Source organism: Cellvibrio sp. (assembly GCF_046347455.1).
Classification (GTDB): Bacteria; Pseudomonadota; Gammaproteobacteria; order Pseudomonadales; family Cellvibrionaceae; genus Cellvibrio.
Genome location: NZ_JAXMGC010000005.1, coordinates 15,938 through 41,388 on the forward strand (window position 1 = coordinate 15,938; position 25,451 = coordinate 41,388).

21 protein-coding genes are annotated in these 25,451 nt (G+C 45.6%); 11 read left to right on the top strand and 10 right to left on the bottom strand.

Annotated elements, in window-relative coordinates; all coding sequences use genetic code 11:
- Positions 1–91: 91 nt before the first annotated feature.
- Both U1F02_RS10290 and U1F02_RS10295 read right to left on the bottom strand, forming a co-directional pair.
- Positions 92–1,567, bottom strand: coding sequence for an MFS transporter (locus tag U1F02_RS10290; RefSeq protein ID WP_409990303.1), 1,476 nt, complete (start codon positions 1,565–1,567; stop codon positions 92–94).
- A 282-nt stretch (positions 1,568–1,849) separates the two neighbouring features.
- Entirely contained in the window at positions 1,850–3,829 is a 1,980-nt protein-coding gene (locus tag U1F02_RS10295; RefSeq protein ID WP_409990304.1) for a TonB-dependent receptor, read from the bottom strand.
- Between the two features lie 483 nt (positions 3,830–4,312).
- Between U1F02_RS10295 and U1F02_RS10300 the strand changes: the two genes are divergently transcribed.
- Positions 4,313–4,924, top strand: coding sequence for a flavin reductase family protein (locus U1F02_RS10300; RefSeq protein WP_409990305.1), 612 nt, complete (start codon positions 4,313–4,315; stop codon positions 4,922–4,924).
- 38 nt (positions 4,925–4,962) lie between these two features.
- Complete coding sequence (locus U1F02_RS10305) at positions 4,963–5,760, top strand: DUF2726 domain-containing protein (RefSeq protein WP_409990306.1); 798 nt, start codon at positions 4,963–4,965, stop codon at positions 5,758–5,760.
- 54 nt (positions 5,761–5,814) lie between these two features.
- Here the strand turns inward: U1F02_RS10305 and U1F02_RS10310 are convergent, their stop codons facing one another.
- Together U1F02_RS10310 and U1F02_RS10315 are read right to left on the bottom strand one after the other, a co-directional pair.
- Positions 5,815–6,375, bottom strand: coding sequence for a PA14 domain-containing protein (locus U1F02_RS10310; RefSeq protein WP_409990307.1), 561 nt, complete (start codon positions 6,373–6,375; stop codon positions 5,815–5,817).
- Entirely contained in the window at positions 6,375–7,889 is a 1,515-nt protein-coding gene (locus tag U1F02_RS10315; RefSeq protein WP_409990308.1) for a phospholipid carrier-dependent glycosyltransferase, read from the bottom strand. Before U1F02_RS10315 ends, U1F02_RS10310 begins: the two co-directional genes overlap by 1 nt.
- 223 nt (positions 7,890–8,112) lie before the next feature.
- Between U1F02_RS10315 and U1F02_RS10320 the strand changes: the two genes are divergently transcribed.
- Both U1F02_RS10320 and U1F02_RS10325 read left to right on the top strand, forming a co-directional pair.
- Complete coding sequence (locus tag U1F02_RS10320) at positions 8,113–8,775, top strand: SDR family oxidoreductase (RefSeq protein WP_409990309.1); 663 nt, start codon at positions 8,113–8,115, stop codon at positions 8,773–8,775.
- A 143-nt stretch (positions 8,776–8,918) separates the two neighbouring features.
- Positions 8,919–9,140, top strand: coding sequence for a DUF1161 domain-containing protein (locus U1F02_RS10325; RefSeq protein ID WP_409990310.1), 222 nt, complete (start codon positions 8,919–8,921; stop codon positions 9,138–9,140).
- Between the two features lie 83 nt (positions 9,141–9,223).
- On the opposite strand, the gene U1F02_RS10330 is transcribed toward U1F02_RS10325, so the two are convergent.
- Complete coding sequence (locus tag U1F02_RS10330; RefSeq protein ID WP_409990311.1) at positions 9,224–10,471, bottom strand: dicarboxylate/amino acid:cation symporter; 1,248 nt, start codon at positions 10,469–10,471, stop codon at positions 9,224–9,226.
- 12 nt (positions 10,472–10,483) lie between these two features.
- Positions 10,484–11,050: a DUF2799 domain-containing protein gene (locus tag U1F02_RS10335; RefSeq protein WP_409990312.1), complete on the bottom strand. Its 567-nt coding sequence runs from the start codon at positions 11,048–11,050 to the stop codon at positions 10,484–10,486.
- 215 nt (positions 11,051–11,265) lie between these two features.
- Between U1F02_RS10335 and ada the strand changes: the two genes are divergently transcribed.
- Positions 11,266–12,345 carry a bifunctional DNA-binding transcriptional regulator/O6-methylguanine-DNA methyltransferase Ada gene (gene ada / locus U1F02_RS10340; protein WP_409990313.1) on the top strand — a complete coding sequence of 360 codons (1,080 nt, stop codon included), beginning with the start codon at positions 11,266–11,268 and terminating at the stop codon, positions 12,343–12,345.
- Positions 12,346–12,391: 46 nt separating this feature from the next.
- Here the strand turns inward: ada and U1F02_RS10345 are convergent, their stop codons facing one another.
- Positions 12,392–13,309 (bottom strand): prohibitin family protein, encoded by a 918-nt coding sequence (locus tag U1F02_RS10345; RefSeq protein WP_409990314.1) that lies wholly within the window; start codon positions 13,307–13,309, stop codon positions 12,392–12,394.
- Positions 13,310–13,553: 244 nt separating this feature from the next.
- On the opposite strand from U1F02_RS10345, the gene U1F02_RS10350 reads away from it, so the two are divergent.
- Entirely contained in the window at positions 13,554–14,039 is a 486-nt protein-coding gene (locus tag U1F02_RS10350) for a phage regulatory CII family protein (protein WP_409990315.1), read from the top strand.
- 49 nt (positions 14,040–14,088) lie between these two features.
- On the opposite strand, the gene U1F02_RS10355 is transcribed toward U1F02_RS10350, so the two are convergent.
- Positions 14,089–14,598: a helicase gene (locus U1F02_RS10355; RefSeq protein ID WP_409990316.1), complete on the bottom strand. Its 510-nt coding sequence runs from the start codon at positions 14,596–14,598 to the stop codon at positions 14,089–14,091.
- Between the two features lie 144 nt (positions 14,599–14,742).
- Here U1F02_RS10355 and ubiE point away from each other — a divergent pair, with 144 nt between their 5' ends.
- From ubiE to U1F02_RS10380, 5 genes are all read left to right on the top strand, one after another.
- The gene (gene ubiE, locus U1F02_RS10360; RefSeq protein WP_409990317.1) at positions 14,743–15,513 is read left to right on the top strand and encodes a bifunctional demethylmenaquinone methyltransferase/2-methoxy-6-polyprenyl-1,4-benzoquinol methylase UbiE; all 771 of its coding nucleotides are present in this window, start codon (positions 14,743–14,745) and stop codon (positions 15,511–15,513) included.
- A gap of 10 nt (positions 15,514–15,523) precedes the next feature.
- Positions 15,524–16,150 carry an SCP2 domain-containing protein gene (locus tag U1F02_RS10365; protein WP_409990318.1) on the top strand — a complete coding sequence of 209 codons (627 nt, stop codon included), beginning with the start codon at positions 15,524–15,526 and terminating at the stop codon, positions 16,148–16,150.
- 10 nt (positions 16,151–16,160) lie between these two features.
- Entirely contained in the window at positions 16,161–17,807 is a 1,647-nt protein-coding gene (gene ubiB, locus U1F02_RS10370) for a ubiquinone biosynthesis regulatory protein kinase UbiB (RefSeq protein WP_409990319.1), read from the top strand.
- Between the two features lie 197 nt (positions 17,808–18,004).
- The gene (locus U1F02_RS10375; protein WP_409990320.1) at positions 18,005–19,822 is read left to right on the top strand and encodes a putative bifunctional diguanylate cyclase/phosphodiesterase; all 1,818 of its coding nucleotides are present in this window, start codon (positions 18,005–18,007) and stop codon (positions 19,820–19,822) included.
- Positions 19,823–19,870: 48 nt separating this feature from the next.
- Positions 19,871–23,644 (top strand): ATP-binding protein, encoded by a 3,774-nt coding sequence (locus tag U1F02_RS10380; RefSeq protein WP_409990321.1) that lies wholly within the window; start codon positions 19,871–19,873, stop codon positions 23,642–23,644.
- On the opposite strand, the gene dtd is transcribed toward U1F02_RS10380, so the two are convergent.
- Both dtd and U1F02_RS10390 read right to left on the bottom strand, forming a co-directional pair.
- Positions 23,641–24,081, bottom strand: coding sequence for a D-aminoacyl-tRNA deacylase (dtd, locus tag U1F02_RS10385; RefSeq protein ID WP_409990322.1), 441 nt, complete (start codon positions 24,079–24,081; stop codon positions 23,641–23,643). The two genes, U1F02_RS10380 and dtd, sit on opposite strands and share 4 nt — an antisense overlap.
- A gap of 3 nt (positions 24,082–24,084) precedes the next feature.
- On the bottom strand, positions 24,085–25,278 hold the full coding sequence (locus U1F02_RS10390; protein ID WP_409990323.1) for a helix-turn-helix domain-containing protein: 1,194 nt from the start codon (positions 25,276–25,278) through the stop codon (positions 24,085–24,087).
- Positions 25,279–25,451 lie beyond the last annotated feature (173 nt).

Consider the following 25,451-nt stretch of genomic DNA (forward strand, 5'->3'; position numbering starts at 1 on the left):
TTTTTTATCGGATTGAAGAAATTCTAATAGAAAAGCCCGCAAGTGCGGGCTAACTTTTAAGGATTAATTTGTATGATTCTTCGAGTGCTATTTAAGCCACTTCAATTTTTTGCAAGCTACCGTCTTCATTAACCTCTACAGTGTGGCCTTTAGGTTCTTTTAAAAATTGGATGAAGAAGAATGCTAACGCCGCAGCGCCTGCGAGCACGTAGAAGAAGGTGTGAATGGTGACGAAAGTGTTGATGGTAAGGAACGCCAAGCCACCCACATTACCGTAAGCACCCGCCATACCCGAGATCTGGCCAGTCATGCGACGTTTGATGAGTGGCACTACAGCGAATACCGAACCACAACCTGCTTGTACGAACAGAGAGCAAATAAACACCGCCGCAAATGCCAGTGGCAATGGCCAGTTGCCGTTGATTTGCGATAAGAGCACATAACCAATTGCAATACCGCCAAATATAATCGACATGGAAAAGCGGCGGCCCAATCTATCGCTCACCCAACCGCCACCGGGGCGCGCAACCAAGTTCATAAATGCGAAAGAACCACCCAGCATTGCTGCTTGTGAAATACTTAGGCCTTTGAATGTGTCCATAAAGAATGCGGGCAACACAGATACAACCGCTAATTCAGAACCGAAACTTGCGAGATAAGCCCAGCTTAAAATCGCCACTTGTTTAAATTCATATTTATCGTGCTCTGGCACACCATTCTTCAGCATATCTTTGTTGACGCGATAAATTTGTGTGAATTGGAAGATAAACAGCGCAACCAAAACAACGTACAAAATGTTGGTGGTTGTTGCGCTCAAAAGTTTTAGGTTTGCTGGCGACATTTTCCACGCGAGCACAGCCAAAATTAAATACATAGGCACATTGAGAGCAACGTAAAACCAAAAGTCTTTTTTGTTACTGACTTCTAAGCCGCCGGATTTTTTCGGTTTGAAGTAAGTAGAGCCTTTTGGGGTGTTGCGTGCAAAAATATAAAACACAACGCCGTAAAATGCGGCCAGTACAGCGGCAGCGGTCATAGCGTAACGCCAACCATCTACACCGCCAAAAACATGGATTGCTAAGAAGGGAAGTGTGAAGCCAGCTGCTGCTGCACCGAAGTTACCCCAACCGCCATAAATGCCTTCCGCCAAACCGACTTGGCGAGCAGGGAACCACTCACTCACCAAACGAATACCAATTACAAAACCTGCACCAACAAAACCTAGCAAGAAGCGGAACAGTGCTAATTGCTCAAAGGTTGTTGAAAACGCAAATGCAATAAGTACTACGGCAGAGAGAATGAGGAGCCCGCTGTAAATATTGCGCGGGCCGAATTTATCGACAAGGCTACCAACAACAATTCGCGCGGGAATAGTGAGTGCAACGTTCAACGTTAACAAGGCTGCCCATTGTTGTGGAGTCATTTGAATGGATTGCATGATCAGTGGTTTTAGCGGCGGTAAGCTAAACCACATCACAAAGGTCATAAAAAACGCAAACCAAGTTAAGTGCAGGGTCGCAACTGATTTGTTAGAGAAATCCAACAGGTTTAATTTTGAAGAGCTCATGGCGTGTTCCGAAGGTGTTAAATCACAGTGATCCCATTTGTGAAATGAGACTGCCTAAACGTGATTTTGCAACGCCTGTGCCAACGCCTTATTTTGTATCAAATTCGCGGGTTTTGAGATTAAAGTGATAGCTATTGGTGCATGTTTTTCGAATATTTGTGCCCCAATTAAACACCGGTTTGGTGTGATCTGATTCGTTGTGGTGCGTTTTGCGGTGGATTGGGGTTTGATTCACGAGGGGTTTTGCCCCGGTAGTCCGGGGCAGGCTTACCGCTAAGGAATTTAAAATTTAACGCGGATACCCGCTTGCAAACTTCGGCCTGCTTCGGGCGCTATGTCGCGCAAATAGGAAGATGCATTACGAATCTCTTCGTTCGTTAAATTGGTAGCCTTTAGGAAAAGCGTGTAATCCGTTCCTGCGGTGGTGAAGGTGTAATCCACACGTGCATCAAGTCTGTTGTACGAATCTGTGTCGCTTTCAAAGGCACCGGGGTGGTTTTGTTTTGCGGCGTGAGTCGCGCTGATGTTTGCACTCCATTGGTCAAGATTAAAATCCAGCGAGCCACCAAAACGCATGGGCGTAATACGCGGTAGATCACCGCCATCATCCAGTGTGGCGCGAACTTTATCGCTGAATAAGTGCAGATTCCAATAAGTCATAAATGGAATTTTCAGTTCTGTTTCAAACCCTTTAAAAGTCGCGTTTGCTTGGGTGTATTGATAACCCGCAAGATCATCAATAATTTCATTTAGATTTTCACCGTAGATAAAATCTTTTACGCGGTTGTAAAACACATTGGTTGAAAATTGGAAATTATCGTGATGCCAGTGGTAGCCGAATTCCACGTTGGTGCTGCTTTCCTCTTTCAGATTTTCATCGCCAATTAAATAACTTCCGGTGGCAGGGTGCGGGCCATTGGCGAGCAATTCTTCTACGCTGGGTGCGCGTTGTGATTGCGCAATTCCCACGCTGAGTTGTTGATTCGGTGTAAAATGCCAGGTAGTGGTAGCGGATAGGTTAAGAGTGTCATGGCTAATGGTTTGTCCGTTTGATGTTCCAAAATTTGCATCGGGTTTGATTTTTTGCGAATCGGCACGTGCGCCAATTTCGTAGGTAAAATTATTGTGTTTTGTTTCTTCCACAATAAAAATACCCAAATCACTAATGTCTGATTTTGGAATAAATGCCTCTTCACCCACGGCCGCAAAAGTGCTTGTTGATGCTTGAACACCCACGGCACCATTCCACGTTAATTCTAGCCAATCAATCGGGTTATGAATTAATTCTGCGCGTCCTTCGTAAGCATCGTTGGTAAATTTTGTGCCAGGTTCACCGTTTTCCATTTCGGTATGGCGATAATCGTTGTGACCTAGACGAGCGCTGATTTTTTGAAAACCATCAAACGGATTATTCAGTTCACCCTTGAGGTCGTAGCGGGTTTGATGCATATCGATGCGTACCAGCTCGTCGCCATCTGGAGGCACGCCGTAGTTGTTGTCCAGCTTGTTAACGCTGATGCCAATAAAATCATCACCACTGATATAGGACGCACCCAAGGTGCCGCTCGTGGATTCTGCATCCGTGTTGGGAATATGGCCTTTGGTAGCGGAGGCTGGATCTTCGGGATTCTTAACGGCAAAGCCGGGGATATCCATGTCATCGCTGGTGCGTTTTACGCCATCGAGGTGAAACGCAAAATCTCCAGCGGCGGCGTTAAGGCTGGTGACACCAACGGTTTCATTGTTGGCGCTGGCGTTGCGTAATTCGGCACCGCCGGTAATGCCATCGGGTAGTTCATTGGGGATTCGATTATCCAACACGTTTACCACGCCACCGATGGCGCCGCTGCCGTATCTCAATGCAGCTGGCCCGCGCAGCACTTCAATTTTGTTGGCGAGTAATGGCTCAAGGGTTACCGCATGGTCTGGGCTGGCGGCCGAGGCATCCATGGAACCAACGCTGTCTTGCATGACTTTTACGCGGTTATCGCTTTGACCGCGAATAATCGGCAAGCCAACACCGGGGCCGAAGCTGGCGGAGCTCACACCCAGCTGGCCATTGAGGGTTTCGCCTAATGTGGCGGCTGAGGCATTTTGTAAGGCATCACCGCTGAGCAAATTAACGGGTTTGTTGACCGCTTCAATGCTTTTGGCAAAGGGCGAGGCAGTCACTACCACTTCTTCTTCAACATCCTCAGCAAAGGCAGTCTGGCAAACAGCGGCGAGTGCAAGGGCAAGATAGTGTTTTGAAAAATATTTCATGAAAAACTCCACAGCAAAAGGCACAGCTAGCTCATAGCGGCCAGCCGGTAAAAAAACAAAGTTTTAACGGGTGTGGAGTTGAGTGGGAGGTGCGCGTATCAGCGCAAAACAGCTTTGGGATTGGGGGATAAAAAGAGTTAAGACACTGCTAACGGCAACGGATAGCAGCAGAGGAATGAAAACAACGAGGGAGGAATTGAGCGGCTTATCCAGCGAAACTGAATGTTGGCAGAGCGTACATTGGTCGTCCGCCTGGGTAAAAACACCATGAACGTGGCCGGCCTCTAAAACTGAGGTTAGCGCCAATATGGCTGCGGCGGCAATTAGCCACAGGCGTATTGTTCTGGTGGAATGGCGGATTGAGCTAAACATGGGGCGCAATCTAAAGAAGTTTTCCGTGGCTCGCAAGCGTTATATTATAACATTTGTAAAAAAGATCGATTTAACCGAAGCTAGGGTGTTTTCCTTGCTTGGATCCCATCTATGAATTTCGACCCTTCGCTTATTGAAGCAACCCAATGTTACAAGTTAATGGTGGGCAGCATCACGCCGCGCCCTATCGCCTGGGTAAGCACTAAGAGTGCGACTGGGGTGCTTAATCTCGCTCCTTACTCGTTCTTTACTGTGGCAAGTTGCAACCCGCCCGTGCTGGCAGTGACGCACGTGAATCCCCGTGATCGCGCCGCTAAAGATACGCTCGCCCATTTGCGGGTAACGGGCGAATGCGTGGTGAATATCGTGAGTGAAGATCAGGCATCGGTCATGAATGCCAGCTGCGCAAATTATCCGCCCGAGGTTAGCGAGTTTTTGGCCGTGGGAATAGAGAGTGTGCAGAGTACTAAAGTGGCGGTGGCGGGTGTTGCCGCCGCTAAGGTTCGGTTTGAGTGCCGCCTGCGCGAGGTGCTGGAGGTATCCTCCTTACCCATGGGTGGGCACATGATGTTGTTGGATGTGGTGAATATTTTTGTGAATGAATCGGTTCTTGTTGATGGCCAAATCGCGCCACACTTAATCAATACCATTGGCAAGTTGGGTGGCGATTTATACGCAACAACCCACGAGCGATTTGAACTGGCTCGCCCAGAGTTGACCTAGTGCGTGTTTTTAAAAAGCGGTTTTAAAAAGGTGGCTGTATGTGGTTGTTGTGGTTAGTGCTAATGGTCGGCGTCGGGGGTTATTTTATCTACCGTGCCGATAAAAAAATTAAAGCAAAATTTGAAGACAAATTTAACCCGCATGAATGGGAGTTGCCCCGATCTGTTGAGTTGCCTGTTGATATAAAACCGCAGCCTGTAGCCGCTACAGCAGCAAGCGTGAAACTCAGCTACAGCCTAAAGTCATCGGTATTGGGTGATACCCAGCGTCCTATTTTTAAAGCCCTGCAAGAAGCATTGGCGGGTGATTATTTTTTGTTGACCAATCTTAACGCGGGCGATGTGCTCAGTATTGATTCCGGCGCTAACAAGCTTGCGCTGCAAGTTGCTACCCAGAACATGGGTGATCGAAAATTTGATTTTGTGATTTGCGATAAATTACAGATGCGTGCACTCTGCGCAATTAGCGTGGGTGAAAATCTCGATAGCTTTCTCGAAAAAGCCTGCGAAGAAGCGCAACTTCCACTGGCGAAATTTAAAGTGCAATCCAGCTACGACGTGAGCATTATTCGCGCGAGTTTAGCGAACGCGCTGGGCATTAAGGCTGGTACTGAGCCGGCTTCCGATCAATCAGGTTTGGATATACGAGAGATAATCGAAGAAAAAAATTCCCCGGAAAAAGCCGCTATGACAGAAAGTGGAATTGCATTGGAGCAATGCCCCGAATGTTCCTCCGTTATGTTAAAGCGCAAGGCTAAGTCAGGCGCATCTGCAGGTAAGTTATTTTGGATTTGCTCAAGCTATCCCAAGTGTCGGGGCATGCTACCCGTAAAATAAAAATCCGGGAGTCTCGCGACTGCCGGATTTCATTGAAATTGAATCTTTAAAATATTAAAAGCTGATATAACGCGAATCGTCCCCCGCCATATATTGCGTGGTCTCTTCTCCGTAAGCGTATCCCATAGTTAATCCGGCGTTGCCAAAGCCTTGGAAGTAAACCAACGTAAAGCGATGTGCGCCTTCGGTTAAATTAACTTGGCAGGCATTAATACTGAAAGGCCTGTCATGTGTCCATTCGCACAATTGTTTGTCGTCCACACTAAAAATAAAGCCATCATCACTGCCGAGGTAAAAGGTGTATGTTCCTGCCTTTTTCACTGTAAAAGGTGCATTGATATCAACAAAAAAATCGCCTGCATAACCAATTTCACCTAATTTACGATGGCGAAAGCGATTTTTATCAGCAAGGTCAATACGATCCACCTTTACCTTTTTGGTCATTTCAATATCGCGTGGTTGATGTATATCTGCAATCGACGTGCGATTTTTGCTTATCACCAATTCAAACACCGGGCTAACATGGGGTGGTGTAATGCGGTTGATAATGGCAATACAAATAATGGCCAGCAGTGCAGAAAAAACAATGTTTCTGTTAAATGGAATAGTCTTCATTATTGAACCACCTGTAACTTCCAGAAGCTAAACCAATTGCGTAATTCAAACTCGTCTGCGGTCATGCCTATGCCGTAGGTGAAGGGCGAGAAGAAGGCAAATATGGCAATCACTAACAACACATAGACACTTAAGTTAATCCACAGATGTTTGCTTTTGGCAATAATCTCCTCCCGGTAAATGTAATTAAATACCAATGCGAGATTAATCGAACCAAACACAAGCGGAATCAAATAGTGATAGAGGTACATTACCCGTTCAATTTGCAAGATCGCAATCATGTAACTCAAATACAAACCCGTAAACACACAGATCCAATTAAAGAGTGCGGTGTCTTTCTCGCGTTGGCCGTAAATAAATTTGCTCATGATTAAGCCAAGGCTCAACACAATGCCGGCAACAACGCTAAACCAAATTATTGGGTTAGCAATGATGGTCATGTAGCGAACTTCAACCTTGCCATCTACTGTGTCTTTATCCCAGCGGTAGCTAATGGTTTTTTTGCCGAGCAACCAATCCATCGGGTAGCTGCCATTTTCGTCCGGTTTGCATTCGTCTAAACGCGGAACGCCATCGGCATACTCGCTCATGTATTTCCAGTTATCGCGAAAGCCGATAGCAAATGTTGATGGGCTCCATGTGTCGCCGTTTTGAATAGCTTGCAAATATTCGGGCGACGCTTTGTAAGTGTGGCCTGCAATGACTTTAGTGCCCGTACCTATGTGAATATAAAAGACACTCAAAAACACCAAAACTACGGGTACTACGCCAGCAGGAACTGCAACTAACAGGCGTTTTAACAATGTGATGTATCTAAACTCCTGAATGTTCTTCCATTGGTCTACGCCAAAGAGAATGACAAATAAAAGCAACTCAATAGCACTGGTGACTTTTACGCTGATGCCAAGACCAATCAATACACCGAGTAACGCATAATCCTTCAATGTGATTACTCGTTGGCTGGTGATAATACGAGTGAAGCAATAAAGTTCGGCGAGAATAAAAAATAGTTGGATCCCTTCCAGCATGGCCGCACGTGCTTGTATGACGAGTGCGTTGTCGAAAATAACAAAGCTGCTAAATAAAAACGCGAGTAAAGGTTGGCGGGTTATACGATTCAAAATGCCGAAAAAAAATAAAACCGACAGCGCCATCAACACCACGGACGGCCAGCGGTAACCGGTAAATTGCGTACCGGCCGGCGTGTCTGAACCTTCAATGTGATCAGTTTCTACAAACTTGTGTTTATCGATATTTTCGTTGGGATTAATCATCACCTCCGCTAATGCCATGAGCATTTTCCCGAGTGGTGGGTGTGGCTCCATATACATCACACCTTGCACATGCTTTTCGGCAGAAGCGACGTGATAGTTTTCATCCCAAAACATGGCGCTGGGTGAGCCGTAGTAGGTGAAGTAAATTGCAAATGAGCAAACAAGCAAAATTAACGGGTAAATATGTTTTAACAGTTTGGTCTGAGTATTGGTCATTAGTGACTGGAAAATATTAGGCATAGACGTGTACTTGGTGGTGGATTCGGCGTGCTTAGGGGGCGGATTTTAGCGATTCTGCGGCCCGCTGTCTGTTACTCATTTTTTGCGCTTGGCGGTGCGGAATCTTGCCTTTTTCTATGCTGGGGTGCAATTGCGAGCGTCTTCTTCACTAAGGCTTTTCCGGGTTGTCATCGAATCCTGTTAGCATGACTCCACTCATCCGGGCTTTACTAAGGAGTTCATTATGAAAACAGTTCTTATTACAGGCGCCAATCGCGGTATAGGTTTCGCGTTGGTTCAGGAATATTTGGCTCAAGGCTGGCGGGTTATCGCTGTGTGTCGCAAGAGCTCACCTGAGTTGGATGCTACCGGTGCTCAAGTGATCGCCGGAATAGACGTAACCAGCGCTCAAGCTATTCAAAACATGCTTCAGACCATAGCGGGTGCAAAAATTGATTTGCTGATTAATAACGCCGGCATATTGCAACACGAACAACTTGGCGATATTGATGAGAGCACCATTACCCAACAATTTCTGGTTAATGCCCAAGCACCGTTGCTAGTGACGGAAGCCTTATTGCGCAACTTAAATGAAGGTTCAAAAATCGCTTTTATTACTAGCCGCATGGGTTCAATTGCCGACAATACTTCTGGTGGTTACTATGGATATCGCATGTCTAAAGCGGCACTCAACGCGGCGGCCAAGTCCCTGAGTATTGACCTTAAGCCACGCGGTATTGCCGTAGGTATTTTGCATCCGGGTTATGTGCAAACGGCTATGGTAAATTTTGGTGGTGATATTTCTGCTGCAGAATCTGCGAAACGCTTAAGCAAGCGAATTGCAGAATTGAGCCTGCAAAACTCGGGTGGCTTTTGGCATTCCAATGGCGATAAGTTGCTCTGGTAAAAGTGTGTCGCGTTTGTGAAATTTGAGCTAATTCATGTGCCGTTAAGATTTTTGTTGATAGTCTTTGCGCGCTAAATCCTATGTTATTTTTTAGTTTCGTTGCGTGTTTTTTCTTTTTCTACTCTTACGTAAAGGACCTTAATATGAAAAAGCTTATTGCCTTTTTGTCGCTTAGCTTGGTTGTTGCACCGGCGTTTGCATCAAAGAACTGTAAAGAACTTAAATCAGAAATTGCAGCGAAACTGGATGCAAAAGGTGTTAAAGGCTACACGTTGGATATAGTGGCTAACGAAGAGGTTAAAGACCAAAAAGTCGTGGGTAGCTGTGAAGCAGGCACCAAGAAAATTACCTATAAAAAGGAGTAAGTCTTCTTAATTGAAAGGGTGGACATTTTCCACCCTTGTAAGACAGCAAATCCCAAGCAATTTAAATCTAAAATTCCAAAAATTTAATCGCCGAATACAGTATCAATTTTTGCAACATATCGTTCTACAATCAGGCTGCCAATCATATCGCCCTCTACGTTCACTGTTGTGCGAAAGGTGTCGAGCAGGCGATCTATAGGTAGCAAAATTGCAATTGCCTCAACAGGCAGTCCCACTGACTGCAATACCAGCACCATTGTTACCATACCGGCGCTTGGCATTCCCGGTGCGCCCATTGCGGCAATCATTGCTGTGCAAAACACAATAAGTTGCTGCGACAGACTTAAATCAATACCCGCCAGATTCGCAATAAAAAGCGCAGCGGCAGCTTCGTACAGAGCCGTACCATCCATATTCAAGGTCGCACCCAGCGGCACCACAAAACCAGTGATATCTTTGCGGACTTTTAATTTTTCTTGTGTGCAACGCAAAGTGACTGGCAAAGTGGCATTACTCGAGCTAGTCGCAAAGGCCGTCATCAGTGCTTCACGTGCACCACGCCAAAACCACAGCGGTGTTTTGCGAGTTATCGCATACAACAATAAGGGCAACACAACCACACCGTGAAAGAGAGTTGCACCAATAATGGTGAGAATAAAGGTCGCTAAGGTTGTTAGAATCTCGAGATTCTGCGTTGCAGCCAGCTTGAGCAAGAACGAGAAAATGCCGAGCGGTGCGATCAGCATTATCCACCCGATAATGCGCATCATAAGATCAAGAAACTCCTGAAATATATTGAGGATATTTCGGTATCTCTCGCCACCTACAACCAATGCAATTCCTAAAAATAAAGCGAATACCACAACAGCAAGAATGTCACCCTTTGCCAAGGCATTAATAGGATTTTGAAAAAGACTATGGAGGAAATTTGTAAAAAATTCCGCAGGGTTCATTTTGCTGTATTCAAAGCTGTTCATTGACTCTTGGAACATCGCCAAATGAATGCCTTCACCCGGACGAATCCAGTTCATGACAAACAAGCCCAGCAACATGGCCAAGCTCATAGACGAGACGAAAAAAATAAGCGTCACTTTCCACACTTGATGAATATTTTTATTCGCCTGTAAATTGGCAACGCCAACTACAATGGTCGAGAACACCAAGGGAATGAGCACCATCTTCAGCAAATCAACAAAGACACTCGCAATTAAATTGGCCGCGTAGAGTGTCCATTCATAGGTGACAGAAGCGCTACCCACGTGATGCAGCAGGCCGCCAATAGCCAAACCTAAAACGGCAGCTATAAATATTTGTTGATTTAAACTCGGCATATTCATTCTCAGTTATTGATAACCCATTCGGCGATGCTTGGCCTCAACAATACGGTAATCATTTTTAAACAGTTCCAACTCACGCGCAGCGCTATCGGCATTTAAACCCAGTCTGTGAATATCGCGTTCCAAATCATCAATGCGACGCATTTTGTAACGGCGGTCTTGCTCGTCGTTGCTATTTACTATTTCATATTTCAAGCGCGATATTTCACTGTAATTGCTATCAATTTGCGATTGACTGGAATTGATTTCAGAAAGCATGCGATCAATGTTTTGCTGAATTCGGTACAACTCCTGTCCATCACCATAAGCGCGCAAAAAAGCGGGCTCTAATTCTGTTGGGCAAATGTTGTTGTACGCAGCGCCCTTACGCCCTTCGCTGTAGCCCTTTTCTGGAACGCAATACAAGCGCGCACCTTTGCCATGCCCTTCCCGATACTCTTTCATGTCCGGCACTATATTTACTCTTGCACAAGCCTTGCCATGTTCAATCACGCGATCCAAGGGATAGCCTTGGGTGGCATCTTCTACACCCTTTAAATACCAATCTGCTTGTTTACACTCTTCCTTACTCATGGTCGCGCACCCTGAGAGGCACAACAACATGCTTAAAACACCAAAATACTTATTATTCATTTCAAGTCATCCATACGAAAAGGTTTAGGCACTCATAGTACCAGCAATACAAAAGATGGTTCTAACCCAAGCCTAAATTTGAACGCAAGATTCCGGATGTTAGTGCCTTCAAAAGCGGTTAAAGTAAAGCCGGTAGATACTTAAGCTTAAAAATTATGACGACAGCAATATCCAAAAATACCACCTCATTTGACTCGCGCTGGCAGTCCGTACTTACACGAGACCGCACGGCAGATGGAAGCTTTGTATACGCTGTAAAAACAACGGGGATTTTCTGCGCGCCAAGTTGCCCGTCGCGTCGCGCAAAACCAGAAAATGTTTTGTTTTTTTCAACCTGTGAGGATGCGATAGCAGCTGGCTTTCGCCCATGCCAGCGCTGCAAGCCCGACAAGCAGCTACCTAACCAACAACATCAAGAACTTATTGTTAAGCTTTGCCGATTTATCGCCGAATCAGAACAAGAACCAAGCCTTACCGAATTAAGCGAACGCGCTCAAATGAGCGCTTATCATTTACAACGGCTATTTAAGCGAGCAACAGGCCTGACTCCAAAAGAATATGCGCGAGCACATCGTATAAATCGCCTACAAAAATCACTGAAGCAAACTGAAAGTATCACGCAAGCGGCATTCAATGCGGGATACAATTCGAACAGCCAGTTTTATGCGGAATCGCAACAAATCCTCGGCATGAACCCAAAAAAATACAAAGCAGGCGGCAAGGACATGAATATTTATTTCGCTATAGGCGAATGCTCTCTCGGCTCTGTTTTAGTTGCGCAAAGTGAACATGGAATTTGTGCGATTACCTTTGGCGATGACGCTGCGCATTTATTAAATGAATTACAAACCCAATTCCCCAATGCAAATTTGCTAGGCGGTGATAGCAACTACGAAGCCATGGTTGCGCAGGTTATAGGTTTTATAGAAAAGCCTGCGCCATTATTTAATTTTCCTCTTGATATTCGCGGCACACTATTCCAACAACAGGTTTGGCGCGCACTACAAACCATAAAACCGGGCGAAACGCTCAGCTATAGCCAATTGGCCGAACGCATAGGTGCGCCTAAAGCCGTACGCGCGGTGGCGAGTGCTTGCGCGCGAAACGTATTGGCGGTTGCCATTCCCTGCCACCGAATTGTGCGCAACAACGGTGATCTGTCGGGGTATAGATGGGGCGTGGAGAGAAAACAAAAACTATTAGAAATGGAAAACGTGAGCACAAAGGAAAAATAACATCCTTGTCATTACTGAGTTGAATCCTTTCAACTAACAGACATCATTAATGTGCGACAGTTTTATTCACATCAAAGTAAGGAATAGGCGCACCCGCGTAAACGTTTTGCGGTAACTGACCATTCCAACGCTCAGCTTTAATTTTTTCTACCTCAATACGGCGCAGTTCTAATACCTCTTTGCTTTGTGAAAGAGCAGCATTTTGAATTTTCAGCGCTTCGGCTTGTGCTGTTGCAATTTTCAAATTTGCGTAAGACTCACCGTCCGCTTGGGCACGCGTTGCTTCCGCTTCTGCTTCTGCAATTGCCACTTTTTGCTTTTGCTCTGCCTCTACTGTCTTTAACTTATTTTCTGCTACCAGTCGCAATTGTTCTTGCGTAACTTTTTGGTTGATTGCTGCCATATAGGTTTCAGAAAACGCAAAGTTTCGCATATCAATATTGATTACGTTTGCACCATATAATTCCAGCTTGGACTTTAGGGCTAGGTTAATATCCGAGGATACTTTTGCGCGTTGGGCAATTAAATCCGGCGCGGTATAGCGCGCGGTTACCGCCTTAAACACTTCCTGCGTTGCAGTTTGCACATAAGAAGACAAATCGCCATTGCGCGAGTATTTTTCAAACACTTCTGCAACACGGTCAGTCATGATGCTGTAACGCACTGTCATACTCACTTTTACGGGCTGAGTGTCGCTCGTGCTACCTTCTGCATTTTCGATGGTCGCCTCTTCCGCGCGCACGTTAAATACGCTTAGTTTTTGCCAAGGCGGAAGTATGACCAAACCTTCAGGCTCAATGCCCTTAATGGCTCCAAATTGGGTGATAACACCGCGCATACCTGTGGGTACGGTATTGAAGGGACTTAACCATATGAGAAATAAAATAACGGCAACGGCGATAAGCACGTTGCGAATAAGCTTTCCTGCGGCGACTTTGTTTGCATCGACAAAAATATCGTTCATGATAATTCCTTAAATACTTAGCTCTTAAAATAAATAGCCCTAAAAAGCATTATCCCCGCAACTCCATGAGTAACGGGGATAACAATCTGCATGATAACGAGGTTTAGCCTGTTCCTCACTTGCAATTCATTCAATCCGTGATACAAATCCCTTATAGATTCGCTACAATTCCCATCGCAATCTGTTTACGCAGCTTAATGTGCAGCTGCGTTTTTCGCATCGGTAAAAAATAGGAATAATCACCATGACCCGCCGCTACTCGGATATGAACCAACACGATGCTTTGTATAAAGTTGCCCGCGCTTATCCGGGTGGTATTGAAGCACTTGCGCAAAACCTGAATATGTCGGCGAACGTGTTACGCAATAAATTAGCGCCGGGAATTGCTTCTCACTACCCTTCATTTGAAGAGGTCTCCAACATTATCAGCCTGTGCCAAGAGGCTGGAGTGAAGGATGCTACCTTGCCATTACACGCGCTCCTGGCTCGCCACGGTATGGCAGCATTTCTTGTTCCGGAACCAGCCAAAATCAGCAACGATGATTTATCGCAAACTGTGTGCAAGGTAATGAGTCAGGTGGGCGATGTAGCGGAAGCGGTTTCAGAAGCGTTGCTCGACAGCGTTATCACCGAGCGAGAAGCCGATTTAATTGAGCGAGAGTTTCAAGGCGCATTAGAAGCATTGGGCGAATGGCGCGCGCGCATTCGCCAACACAGAGAACATTCTTAATTGCGGATCTGCCTCCGTGCAGATCTGTTCTCCAGTTAACGTCAGAGAGTTATTTAAAAATTCGCAAACTTGTTGCTGTGGCGGGATGTTTCTCAGCATCCTCAGCGACCGTTTTGATCGCTTGTGGCATGAGTGTATCCACTTGCGCCTGCTCATCCGGCGTTAAGATTTTGTAGCCACGCGGTTTACCTGCCTTTAAATAATTCCAACCATAACCCCAACGGTAAGGGGTTAACCATAATGGGCTACCACCAGTGGTTACAAAAAAATACATGTAATTCGCCATTGCCGGCCCGGCGAGATCAGCAATACAGGCTTGCAGGTCTTTATCTGCTTTTACCTTTGCAGACTCAGCACCACCTTGCCAATAGGCTAGATCATGAGCTACGCAGCAGTGACGCCATAAATAGGGCGACTTGGGTGGCCCATCAATCCAAACTGAACAGCCGTCGGTAGTGAAGGGTTTTACGGCATCAACTACCGGCTGCGCCAAGCTAGGTTGCGCCAAAATCAGCGCGACCACCAAACCAATGGGGGCCAGCACAGAAGAAACACGCATGAATTCCTCTCTCTTGAGTTTATTTATGGGAGTCTCGAGCTTTTTTGTGAGGTCCCATGCTTTCTTGTTGGGTGTAATAGCCCGGCATTGTACAATGACCGCCACCTTTTTCCGGCACCCTATTTTCTGGCGAACGAGCTGCTTATGACAAACGAAAACCAACCTCTACACGACCAAAAAACAACGCATTTTGGCTTTGAACAAGTGGCGGTTGAAAAGAAGGCTGAGCGTGTTGCTGATGTTTTCCATTCGGTTGCTGCAAAATACGATTTGATGAATGACCTGATGTCAGGTGGCATTCATCGCTTATGGAAGCGCTTCACCATTGAGGCCTCCGGCGTTCGTGCCGGCCATAAAGTGTTGGACATAGCGGGTGGCACCGGCGACCTGAGTTACCAATTCGCAAAATTAGTGGGTAAGGATGGCCAAGTTGTTTTGGCGGATATCAATGCATCCATGCTGAACGTAGGCCGTGATCGTTTGATTGACCGCGGTGTTGCGGGAAATTTGCAATTCGCGCAAGCCGATGCTCAATACTTGCCCTTTCCCGATAACACCTTTGATTGCATCACCATTGCATTCGGTTTGCGCAATGTTACCGATAAAGACATGGCGCTGCGCTCCATGTTGCGCGTATTAAAACCCGGCGGCCGCTTGTTGGTGTTGGAGTTTTCTAAGCCACAACACTCAGTTTTAGAAAAAGTGTACGACACCTATTCATTCAAACTCTTGCCATTAATGGGCAAACTGATTACGAACGATGCGGACAGTTATCGCTATTTAGCCGAGTCTATTCGTATGCATCCAGACCAAGAAACGCTAAAAGGCATGATGCAAGAAGCGGGATTCGTAAACACTGAATTTAGCAACATGACCGGCGGCATAGTGGCGCTTCACAAGGGTATAAAACCTTAAGGAGTTCCACATGGACCCAATGCTTAGCACAGCCGCTATTGCGGGCGTAGAAAAAATCATTAACGCCGCACTGGCTTATGATCCTGCATCGCGTATCGCGCTCGAACAACTTACGCCGCAAGTATTATTAGTCGACGTCACTTCACCTGCATTCAAATTATTCGTCGTCCCCACCGCAGAAGGCATTAACTTGCGCGGCCAATACGAAGGCGAAATAACAACCCACATTCAAGGTGCATTACCGGCGTTAATCAGCTTGGCAAAAAGCGATCAACTTAATTTAAAAGACACTGGCGTACATATTTTTGGCAGCACACACTTTTTAGCTGAGTTGCAACGCATCCTGAAAAATCTTGAAATCGATTGGGAAGAAATGCTCAGCCAAATTTTCGGCGATATTATTGGTCACCAAAGTGCCCAGCTGATTCGCGGAAAAATGTCCTGGGCAAAAGATCGCGCCGCCAATATTCAACGACTCACCAGCGAATTTCTTACTGAAGAACTGCGCGTGCTTCCCAATCAAGCTGAATTGGCATTTTTTAATAATCAAGTCGATGAATTGCGTTTAGGTGCTGATCGTGTAGCCGCGCGTGTCGATCAAATACTTGCACGTATCGCGCGCCAGAGCGCTCAATAGGATTTTATTTGTGACGGTTTTTTTTCGCTTTCTGACCATTCTTCGCGTATTCCTGCGTTATCGTTTGGATGAACTCATTCCAAAGCAGCACTTGCCCTTACGCGCAAGATTGTTATTACTACCCTGCTCTTTATTTCCGGCCTCATCGTTAAGCCGCGGCGAACGTTTGCGTCGCGCGTGCGAGGAATTGGGGCCGATCTTCGTAAAATTTGGCCAACTACTTTCTACTCGTCCCGATTTAGTTGCTACAGATATAGTAATGGAATTAAATTATTTGCAAGATCGTGTGGCACCTTTTGACAGTCAAGAATTTCGCCGAATTGTAGAGTCGGCTTTAGGCGCATCGGTCGATGATATTTTTAGCGAGTACGATCAGGAGCCTTTAGCTTCAGCATCCGTTGCGCAAGTCCACACTGCCACCTTAAAAAATGGCAAAGCCGTGGTGATAAAAGCGGTTCGCCCTAATATTGAAAACATTATTGCGCAAGATGTGGCATTACTTTTAAAACTTGCGCACCTGCTGCAAAAATACAGTGACGATGGCCGCCGCCTGCGCCCGGTAGAAATTGTTGAAGACTACCGCAACACCATTTTTGATGAACTCAATTTACAGAAAGAAGCAGCCAACGCGTCACAATTACGCCGCAACTTTGCTAACTCAACACTGTTATATGTACCAGAAGTCTATTGGGAGTATACGCGTAGCAACGTGATGGTCATGGAACGTATTTATGGCATTCCCGTTACGGATGTGGCGGCGCTCAAAGCGCAAAATACCAACATGAAAAAGCTGGCTGAGCGCGGCGTGGAAATATTTTTTACCCAAGTGTTCGATCACAATTTTTTCCATGCCGACATGCACCCCGGCAACATTTTTGTTTCCAAAGTGAACCCCGAGTTGCCGCAATACATGGCGGTGGATATGGCGATTGTCGGATCGCTCACGCGCGAAGATCAGTACTACCTTGCGCGCAATTTGCTCGCTATGTTTCGCCGCGATTACCGCCAAGTTGCAGAGTTACATGTGCAGAGCGGATGGGTTCCTGCGCATGTGCGTGTCGATGAATTTGAAGCAGCTATACGTACCGTGTGCGAGCCGATATTTGAAAAGCCGCTTAAAGATATTTCTTTCGGCCACGTATTGTTAAATCTGTTTCGCACTGCAAGACGCTTCGATATGGAAGTGCAACCGCAGCTGGTCTTGCTGCAAAAAACATTACTCAACATTGAAGGCTTGGGTCGTCAACTCTATCCAGACCTCGATTTATGGACCACAGCTCACCCATTTCTGGAACGCTGGCTTAAAAAACGCTTTCACCCCAAAACCCTGTGGGGGGAACTCAAACGCTACGGCCCCGAATGGATGGAAAAATTCCCGCTCATCCCCCAACTTATTTTTAATGGATTAGAGCAACTTCAAAACGTAGGCCAACTCGCACCCGAACTGCACAAAACCGCACAGCAACTTCAAAAAAGAAGCAACCGATCTACTGGCCGCTATTGGCTGGGAGGAGCTGTGGTTGCAGTCGCATTGACGCTTGCGCACCCCGCTGTTTTTGGTGCCATTAAAATCTATCTAGCTAGCCTCAACGCCACTAGCATCCTAGTGCTGACAATCGGCTTTGGTTTGGCCGCCGTACTGATTAAAAAGTCATAAAAATTGGTCTCTTATAAGGCAGGATTATTCTTGGAAAAGGGTAATCCTGAGTTATTCATAAGCTTGAATTTCCTTACATGGCTTCACATGTCGCGATAGTGCAATTTTGCGCGCCTCTGTTATTATCCAATAAGTTCTCCGGGCTAAAACCAGCTAGGCTTTAGCCATCAAAGAATAACGATGGAATGAGGTTGGTTATGCTTGCAAGTTCACGGATACTGCTGGTCGACGACACCCCCGAAAACCTGGATGTGCTGAGTGCAATTCTGGAAGATCTGGGCTGCAAACTGATTGTGGCAACCAATGGTGAGCGCGCTATTGAGCTTGCGCACAAACAACACCCCGATCTAATTCTGCTCGACGTTATGATGCCCGGCATGAATGGCTTTGAAGTTTGCAACTTACTCAAAGCAGATGCAGGCACTGCTGACATTCCCATTATTTTTGTGACCGCACGTACCGACGATATCAGCGTAGGCTTTTCTGTTGGTGGCAGTGATTATATTTCTAAACCGATCAACGCCGACGAAGTGCGTGCCCGCGTTCGCCACCAGCTCGAACGCAAAGCTTTGCTCAATGAATTACAAATACTGAATAAAGAGCTCGAGCAAAAAGTGCGTGAACGCACATCTGAACTGACCATTGCCAACCGCCAATTGCGCGAAGAAATAAACGAGCGTCGCTATATGCAAGACCGCTTGAATTATTTGGCAACGCACGACTTTGTAACACGCTTGCATAATCGCAGCGCATTGGAAGCCCATGTTTGCTCCTTGCTTAGCCATTTGCAAACTGGCGACAACAAGGCATCTTTTTTGTTGATTGATATAGATCGCTTCCGTGTGATTAATGAAAGTTGTGGATGTATTGCCGGTGACGAATTATTAAGACAGTTTTCGGATTCCATTACCGGATTATTGTCACGTGAGGATTTTTTCGCACGCATTGGCAGTGACAAATTTGCGATAGCCACCCAAAGTACAGACGTGGATAAGAGTGAGCATCTCGCCGCGCTTATTTTACAACATATCAAAAACTTTACGTTTATTTGGCAGGAGCGTGAGTTTAAATTAATTGCATCCATCGCATTGGTGCCGCTGAACCGCGACATCGTCAGTTTTGACCAAGTCATGTTAATGGCAGACGAAGTTCTTTTCCTTGCGAAAAGAGAGGGTCGCGGCCTCATACGCAGTTACAATGAAGCAACAAAACGTTCCAGCGATGACAAAGAAAACATCAACTGGGCACAGCGTTTGGTTGATGCTAACCACAACAAATTATTCCGCGCCTACTTTCAGCTTATCCAGGATTTCTTCCCAGACACAACTCAGCCGCGCAAGATTCGTATTGAAACGCTCATCCGTATGTTGGACCCCACGCACAATCGGCTTATTCCTCCCGCAGAATTTATTGGCCCGGCGGAGCGATTGCATCTGATTCCCGAATTGGATAAATGGATGATTGAAGAAGTTTTGACGCTATTATCACAGCACAAAGATTTGCTCGCTGGAATTAAAACAGTGTCTATGAATCTCTCCGCGCTCTCCTTGCGCGAACCCCATTTTGCCGATCATATAATTGAGCTTATTAACAAGCACAATGTCCCTGCGTCTATGATTAATTTCGAGATTACGGAAACTGAAGCAATTACCAATCTTGATGTCGCCAACGAATTTATGTCGCGCCTACATGAATTGGGTTGCTTTTTTTCGCTCGACGATTTTGGCAGCGGCTTTGCCTCTTATGCCTATTTGCACACCTTGGCCTTTGACACGCTAAAAATTGACGGCATTTTTGTGCGAGATATGGATCGCGAACCGCATCATTACGCTATGGTCAAGGCCATTGTTGAAATGGCGCAATCGCTTAATAAAGAAGTTGTTGCAGAATTCGTGGAGACTCCAGAGGTCACCGAAAAACTCAAAGCCCTAAACGTTAGGTGGGGACAGGGCTTCTTGTTTCACAAACCTGAAGAGCTAAGTTATCAAAGCCTACTGAATCATCTGCCGAGTTAGTATTGGTATATCGGATACTGTAAAAATAACAAACCCAGGGGCCGATTTGTGAATCACTTTTTCACTAAAAGCATTCCGCTCAATATTATTTTTTGTATCTGCTATTTTTGTTTGGCCACACTGGGATTTAAATGGGGCGCCTTAACCGCAAATGCTACTTTATTGTGGCCGCCCTCGGGGCTTGCAGTATTCGCCTGTCTGGTATTCGGTTCTCGGGTTATCCCGGGGCTGCTTTTGGGTGCTATAGCGTCAAGTCAAAGTATTTCGCTGGTGAACATATCAAGCAATGATTCTCTCGCATATTTATTAAGCGTGGTGAATAGTAGCGCGAGCATTCTCCAAGCCTATCTTATCGCAAGACTATCCCGTGTTTATTACTCGAAAGATTTTCGTGTTCCTCTAGGTGCCGCATTTAAATTTACCTTAATGGTATTGGGTGCGTGCACGCTTGCGGCTACCCTTGGCAGCCTTTCTCTCTGGCAAGCCAAGATTGTTTCAGGCGCGGGTACAATTCAAAACTGGGTTGTGTGGTGGAGTGGCGACGCTATAGGCGTTCTTATAGTCACTCCATTACTACTTTGGGTACACCACCGAAAAATATTTTTCAAACAGTCGCAAGAAAATGCCTTTTTGATTTTTAGTGTGGGCGTGGGACTTGTGTTGCTGGTTGCTGCTACTGTGGGGCATAAAGAGCGGGAAACATTTAAAACGAGTTTGGTGCACGCCGCAGATTTATTAGAAGCCCATTTGCAATCCAATATAGACTTGGTGACGCGCGACCTCGGTCACTTTGATAGCCTAAATGCTGACTCAGCGGAAGAACAATTTCGTGTGAATGCAGAAGCCTTTTTGGAGCGCAACCCGCAAATTGTGTCATTGAATCTTGTTTCGACATCAGCCGGAGGCAGTGAGCAAGCATTCGGTAAAAACTTAACAGTCTCTCGCGCAATTAGTGGCGAGATAGTGTGGAACTCGGATAGGTATAGGGAAGCCCGTGATTCTAGTTTGGCTGCAGTCTTTTCCGAACAAAAAGCTTTTTCAAACGATCAAAACCTTCTCTGGCTTCGACCAATAGCCGACCAGAAAAGCTGGGTTCAAACACTTGGCTTTCCCATTAACACTTGCGTTAACCATACGCAAAATTGCGCTTCCGCTTATCTAGTAGCTGCAGAGTTGGATTTGAACGCAATCACGCGAGCCAGTCTGGAGCACGTCTCTCTCGCTGGTTTAAGCCTTCAGCTTGTAATCAAAACTCCGCAACAAGTCTTAAGTAATCTTGAATGGTCTGGCACGCAATGGCGGCCGATTGTGAATGATGAAGACCTGATAAAAAGTCCCATTAGGAATGACTTAAAAAAAATTCCGAGTGTGAAATTCGCTGGCGCGGAATGGGAGCTTCTGTTCGGAGCGAGCAACCTGCCTAACCAATTGAAGCCAACGCTTTTGCAATGCGGAATATTAGTTATTGGCTTGACGTTAGTTGCATTGTTAAGTGCATATTTGCAGGCATTATTCAGGCACGATCAAATTATCGTTGAAAATCAGGAAAAACTAAAAGAAGAGATAAACACGCAAACCGAAGCGCTGCGCTCAGCGAATGATTGGCTGTTGCAGGAAATGGAATCCAAACGCAAAACGCAAGAACAACTCGAAGCGAGTGAGGCGCATTTGCGCACACTGCTAGATACTATTCCGGATCCGGTATGGCTGAAGTCGCCCGAAGGCAGATATATCAGCTTCAACAAAGCTGTGACCGAATTATTTTATCGCGATGAAAACGAGGTAGCGGGAAAACGTGCGAGCGATTATGTAGATAAGGAATTTGCAGAAGCAATCAAACAATTTGAAATGGCTGCACTTGCCAGCGATACGGCGGTAAGACGCGATTTGTGGATGCACATTCCTTCCAAAAACGAACACCGTTTGATGGACACCATCAAAATTGCCATGCGTGACCACAACAATACTGCCATAGGTATTTTAAGTATTGCGCGTGATATCACCGAGCAACACCAATTAATTGTCGAACTCGAGAAGTTCAAGCGGTTTGCGGAATTCGCCAGTGAAGGCTTATCCATTATGTCGCTGATGGCAGATACGCTTTACACAAACCCTAGTATGCAAAAGATGCTGCTCATTGAGCATGACGCCGGGCACAACCATTTTCTTTCCTATTTTCCAAATGATTTACACGAACAGTGGCATCAGAGCATTTTTCCCTACGTGTTAAATAAAGGTTACTGGCAAGGAGAATTGGCAGCACTGCGCGCCGATGGTTCACGCTTTCCCACGAAAGCTATTTTCTTCGTCATTCGCGATGACAAAGGGCAACCCTTGTATATTGGCGAGATCATGAGCGATATTTCGGAACAAAAACAAATCGAACAATCCTTGCAATTAGCGAAGCAGGCAGCAGAAGAAGCAACCCAGGCAAAAAGCCGTTTTCTTGCCAACATGAGCCACGAAATAAGAACACCACTCAATGCGGTGCTTGGCTATTCGCAATTGCTCATGACTGATACACAACTTTCTACGCAGCAGCAGGAGCGTTTGCAATCAATTCTGAGTGCTGGGCAGCGCTTGTTGCACCTTATCAACGACATACTGGATCTTTCAAAAATAGAAGCTGGTGTCTTGCATTTCCGGCAAGATTATTTTGACCTCAATCACGAGCTTCAAGATATTTATACCATCATGCACACCAAGGCGACAGGAAAGGGGTTGGCCTTGAGTTGCGATATTCAGTTGCCGAATCCCGCTATTGTAAAAAGTGACCGCCAAAAAATTGGTCAAGTGGTTTTAAATCTATTGGGTAACGCCATTAAATTCACCCAAGTTGGCGAAATAAAATTGCGCGCCTATTTGGACGAAAAAATTATTTGCGTCGACGTAATTGATACCGGCCCTGGAATTTCACCGCAAGAGCAGCAATCGCTTTTTTCTGCTTTTAAACAAGGCAAAGCAGGCGAAGAGTCTGGCGGTACGGGTTTGGGACTTGTGATCTCAAAACATATTGCAGAAAGCTTGGGTGGAGAAATCATTTTAGAAAGTGAGCAAGGTAAAGGTACACGAGCAACGCTGAAGTTACCGCTTCCCATAGAATACGCTGCGGATGTTGAACATAGGCCTGCGGTAGCAAATGCAAAATTAGCAGCGGGTTTTAGTTGTAGCGTCCTGGTAGTTGAAGATGATGTAGCAAGCCGCGATTTTTTGGTCAGCCTTTTGCGCAACATGGGGTGCGATACCCGCGAGGCATATTCGGGCAAAGCTGGCCTGACGGCTGCTCTGCAACAAAAGCCCGACATTATATTTACCGATATTCGCATGCCGGAGCTTACAGGTACGGAAATGCTAAAGGAATTGCGTAAAACTTTTAGCAAGGAGGATTTGCCTGTGGTCGCGGTATCGGCTTCAAGCCTTGAGCATGAGCGCACTTTTTATCTTGCAGAGGGATTCCATGAATTTATTGGTAAGCCGTACGAATTCAGCGATATTTACCGCACCTTGGAAAATTTAACCGGCGTTCAATTCATTAGACTCGACAATGCAGATCAGCAAGAGGAAAAACTGGAAAACGAGAGAGCATGCTGGACTGATCCGAACGAATTAAGAAACCTGCATAGCCAGCTTGTGGAGCTGAAAGCAAGTTTAGCCAGTGGCGACTCGAATAACAGTAAAAAGCTATTTAAATCACATACGCCACAAGCGCTTGGAAAAACGAGCTATCAACGAATTGCCAATGCGATAAAGCAATATGATTTGGTGTTAGCGGAACGCTATTTAGATGAGTTACTCCAGGAAATGGGTGCGATCATCCACTAATCCATCTTTAACATAAAAGTAACCGGGCCATCGTTAACAAGGCTTACTTGCATATCTGCACCAAATATTCCGGTTTGTACAATCTTATGCTTAGTGCGTAATTGAGATACAAAATATTGATACAGCTGTTCTGCTTCTGCAGGCGGCATGGCGGATGAAAAGCTGGGGCGTAAACCTTTCTGTGTATCAGCCGCTAGGGTAAATTGCGAAACCACTAAAACCCCACCTTGAATCTGTTGCACATTGCAGTTCATTTTGTTTTGTTCATCGGCAAAAACACGGTAGGCCAGAATTTTATCGACCAGCTTATCTGCTGTTAAGTGCGTATCCATTTTTTCCAGGCCGAGCAGCAACAGTAAACCTTGCTCTATTTTTCCTACGCACTCACCGTTCACATCAACCTGCGCCTTTTTAACGCGCTGAATAAGTCCTAACATTGTCTATAAACCTGTATTGTCTTGCTGCTGGCGTAGCAGAGCTTGCTTGCGATATTCTGTTGGTGTCATTCCCACTTTTTTCTTAAATAGTGTGTTGAACGTTGCTTTGCTATTGAATCCCACATCATACATAACAGCGAGCATATTTCGCGCTTCATTTGCCGGATCATTTAACAGCCGCTTGGCTTCATCGACACGATAGGCATTGATGAATTCAAAGAAATTGCAGTCAAAATGCCGATTTATCAAATGGGACAAAACGCGGGGTTGCATTTTTAATTGTGTAGCCAATTTATCCAGCGTTAGCGCCGGAACCAAATAAGGTTTTTGCTGCTCCATGAAATCTGTGAGTGATTTTATTTGCTCATCCTTAATCCTATCCTTTGGTAATTCATTTCGTCCTGCTGAGCTATGTCTTGCTTCCATTCCTTCAAAAACGGAAGAATGGCCCAAGCCGAAAAAGATGAGAATGCTCACCATAACAAATGTGGTGTAATTTCCTAATAGCCCCATGACTTCAAAATTTGTGCTGATGCCAAAGCTTACCGACAGCAAAATCAATAGGCCGACGAGCACCGCCCATCCTCTGATTATGAGGAATCCAATGGACAGCATTTTTAGCCACGTCAGGTCCAGCCGCTCTATATCGGAGAAGTTTGTTTTTATGTGTTGGCTGTATCGCCTGATTTCAATAATACACATCACACCTAATGCCGCTCTGAACAATTCCCTGAACAGGGTTACATAGTTCATATAATGTGGCGCCAGAAACAAATTGTACGCTTGTTGTATGTGTAGCTTGTCGCTCCACTCAAGGCGGTAGTAGAACAGGATTTGATGAACGAGATAGCAAAGAAACGGAATTAAATAAATCGCATCCATCTTAGTCAAACGATAATCCTTATAAATGAGGGAGCGGGTGTACCACAGCAAAAAGGGAGCTTCCAACCAATAGCCAAATCCAAACACATAAAATAAGTTTGGTGACCAGCTGAGCGCTATGTGGCGAAACTCCGCACCAAAACTAATCAGAATATCGAGCGGAATCGCTGCTTGCTGTAGCAAAAATAGCGCGAGGAAAATATTGCTTATGGCTTTTTCGCGCTTGATAGTGAGCAATAAGATCGCGAAAAGAATACATTGGTAGGCCGTCATTAATAAGACGACATCATGAGTATTAAAAATAACTTGATACATAGTCCCTCACCATTCTTATTTTGATTTGTCGTTGTTTATTTTTATCGAAGATACTTTTTATTTTGAAATTCTAGCCGTTCAGCGGAATTTACCGCACGCCACATAACATAACTTTTCACCAAGCGTTCGCCCATTTTGCCTTGGATTTATTTAGTTGATAAAAAAATGGAGCC

Excerpts from the sequence above, each read along its gene's own strand:
- U1F02_RS10320 (WP_409990309.1), top strand. The coding sequence starts at position 8,113 with ATGAAAACAGTTCTTATTACAGGCGCCAATCGCGGTATAGGTTTCGCG.
- ada (WP_409990313.1), top strand. The coding sequence starts at position 11,266 with ATGACGACAGCAATATCCAAAAATACCACCTCATTTGACTCGCGCTGG.
- U1F02_RS10310 (WP_409990307.1), bottom strand. The coding sequence starts at position 6,375 with ATGAAGACTATTCCATTTAACAGAAACATTGTTTTTTCTGCACTGCTG.
- U1F02_RS10290 (WP_409990303.1), bottom strand. The coding sequence starts at position 1,567 with ATGAGCTCTTCAAAATTAAACCTGTTGGATTTCTCTAACAAATCAGTT.
- U1F02_RS10325 (WP_409990310.1), top strand. The coding sequence starts at position 8,919 with ATGAAAAAGCTTATTGCCTTTTTGTCGCTTAGCTTGGTTGTTGCACCG.
- U1F02_RS10390 (WP_409990323.1), bottom strand. The coding sequence starts at position 25,278 with ATGTATCAAGTTATTTTTAATACTCATGATGTCGTCTTATTAATGACG.
- dtd (WP_409990322.1), bottom strand. The coding sequence starts at position 24,081 with ATGTTAGGACTTATTCAGCGCGTTAAAAAGGCGCAGGTTGATGTGAAC.
- U1F02_RS10295 (WP_409990304.1), bottom strand. The coding sequence starts at position 3,829 with ATGAAATATTTTTCAAAACACTATCTTGCCCTTGCACTCGCCGCTGTT.
- U1F02_RS10315 (WP_409990308.1), bottom strand. The coding sequence starts at position 7,889 with ATGCCTAATATTTTCCAGTCACTAATGACCAATACTCAGACCAAACTG.
- U1F02_RS10345 (WP_409990314.1), bottom strand. The coding sequence starts at position 13,309 with ATGAACGATATTTTTGTCGATGCAAACAAAGTCGCCGCAGGAAAGCTT.
- U1F02_RS10330 (WP_409990311.1), bottom strand. The coding sequence starts at position 10,471 with ATGCCGAGTTTAAATCAACAAATATTTATAGCTGCCGTTTTAGGTTTG.
- U1F02_RS10355 (WP_409990316.1), bottom strand. The coding sequence starts at position 14,598 with ATGCGTGTTTCTTCTGTGCTGGCCCCCATTGGTTTGGTGGTCGCGCTG.
- U1F02_RS10375 (WP_409990320.1), top strand. The coding sequence starts at position 18,005 with ATGCTTGCAAGTTCACGGATACTGCTGGTCGACGACACCCCCGAAAAC.
- U1F02_RS10335 (WP_409990312.1), bottom strand. The coding sequence starts at position 11,050 with ATGAGTAAGGAAGAGTGTAAACAAGCAGATTGGTATTTAAAGGGTGTA.
- U1F02_RS10365 (WP_409990318.1), top strand. The coding sequence starts at position 15,524 with ATGGACCCAATGCTTAGCACAGCCGCTATTGCGGGCGTAGAAAAAATC.
- U1F02_RS10300 (WP_409990305.1), top strand. The coding sequence starts at position 4,313 with ATGAATTTCGACCCTTCGCTTATTGAAGCAACCCAATGTTACAAGTTA.
- U1F02_RS10305 (WP_409990306.1), top strand. The coding sequence starts at position 4,963 with ATGTGGTTGTTGTGGTTAGTGCTAATGGTCGGCGTCGGGGGTTATTTT.
- U1F02_RS10350 (WP_409990315.1), top strand. The coding sequence starts at position 13,554 with ATGACCCGCCGCTACTCGGATATGAACCAACACGATGCTTTGTATAAA.
- ubiE (WP_409990317.1), top strand. The coding sequence starts at position 14,743 with ATGACAAACGAAAACCAACCTCTACACGACCAAAAAACAACGCATTTT.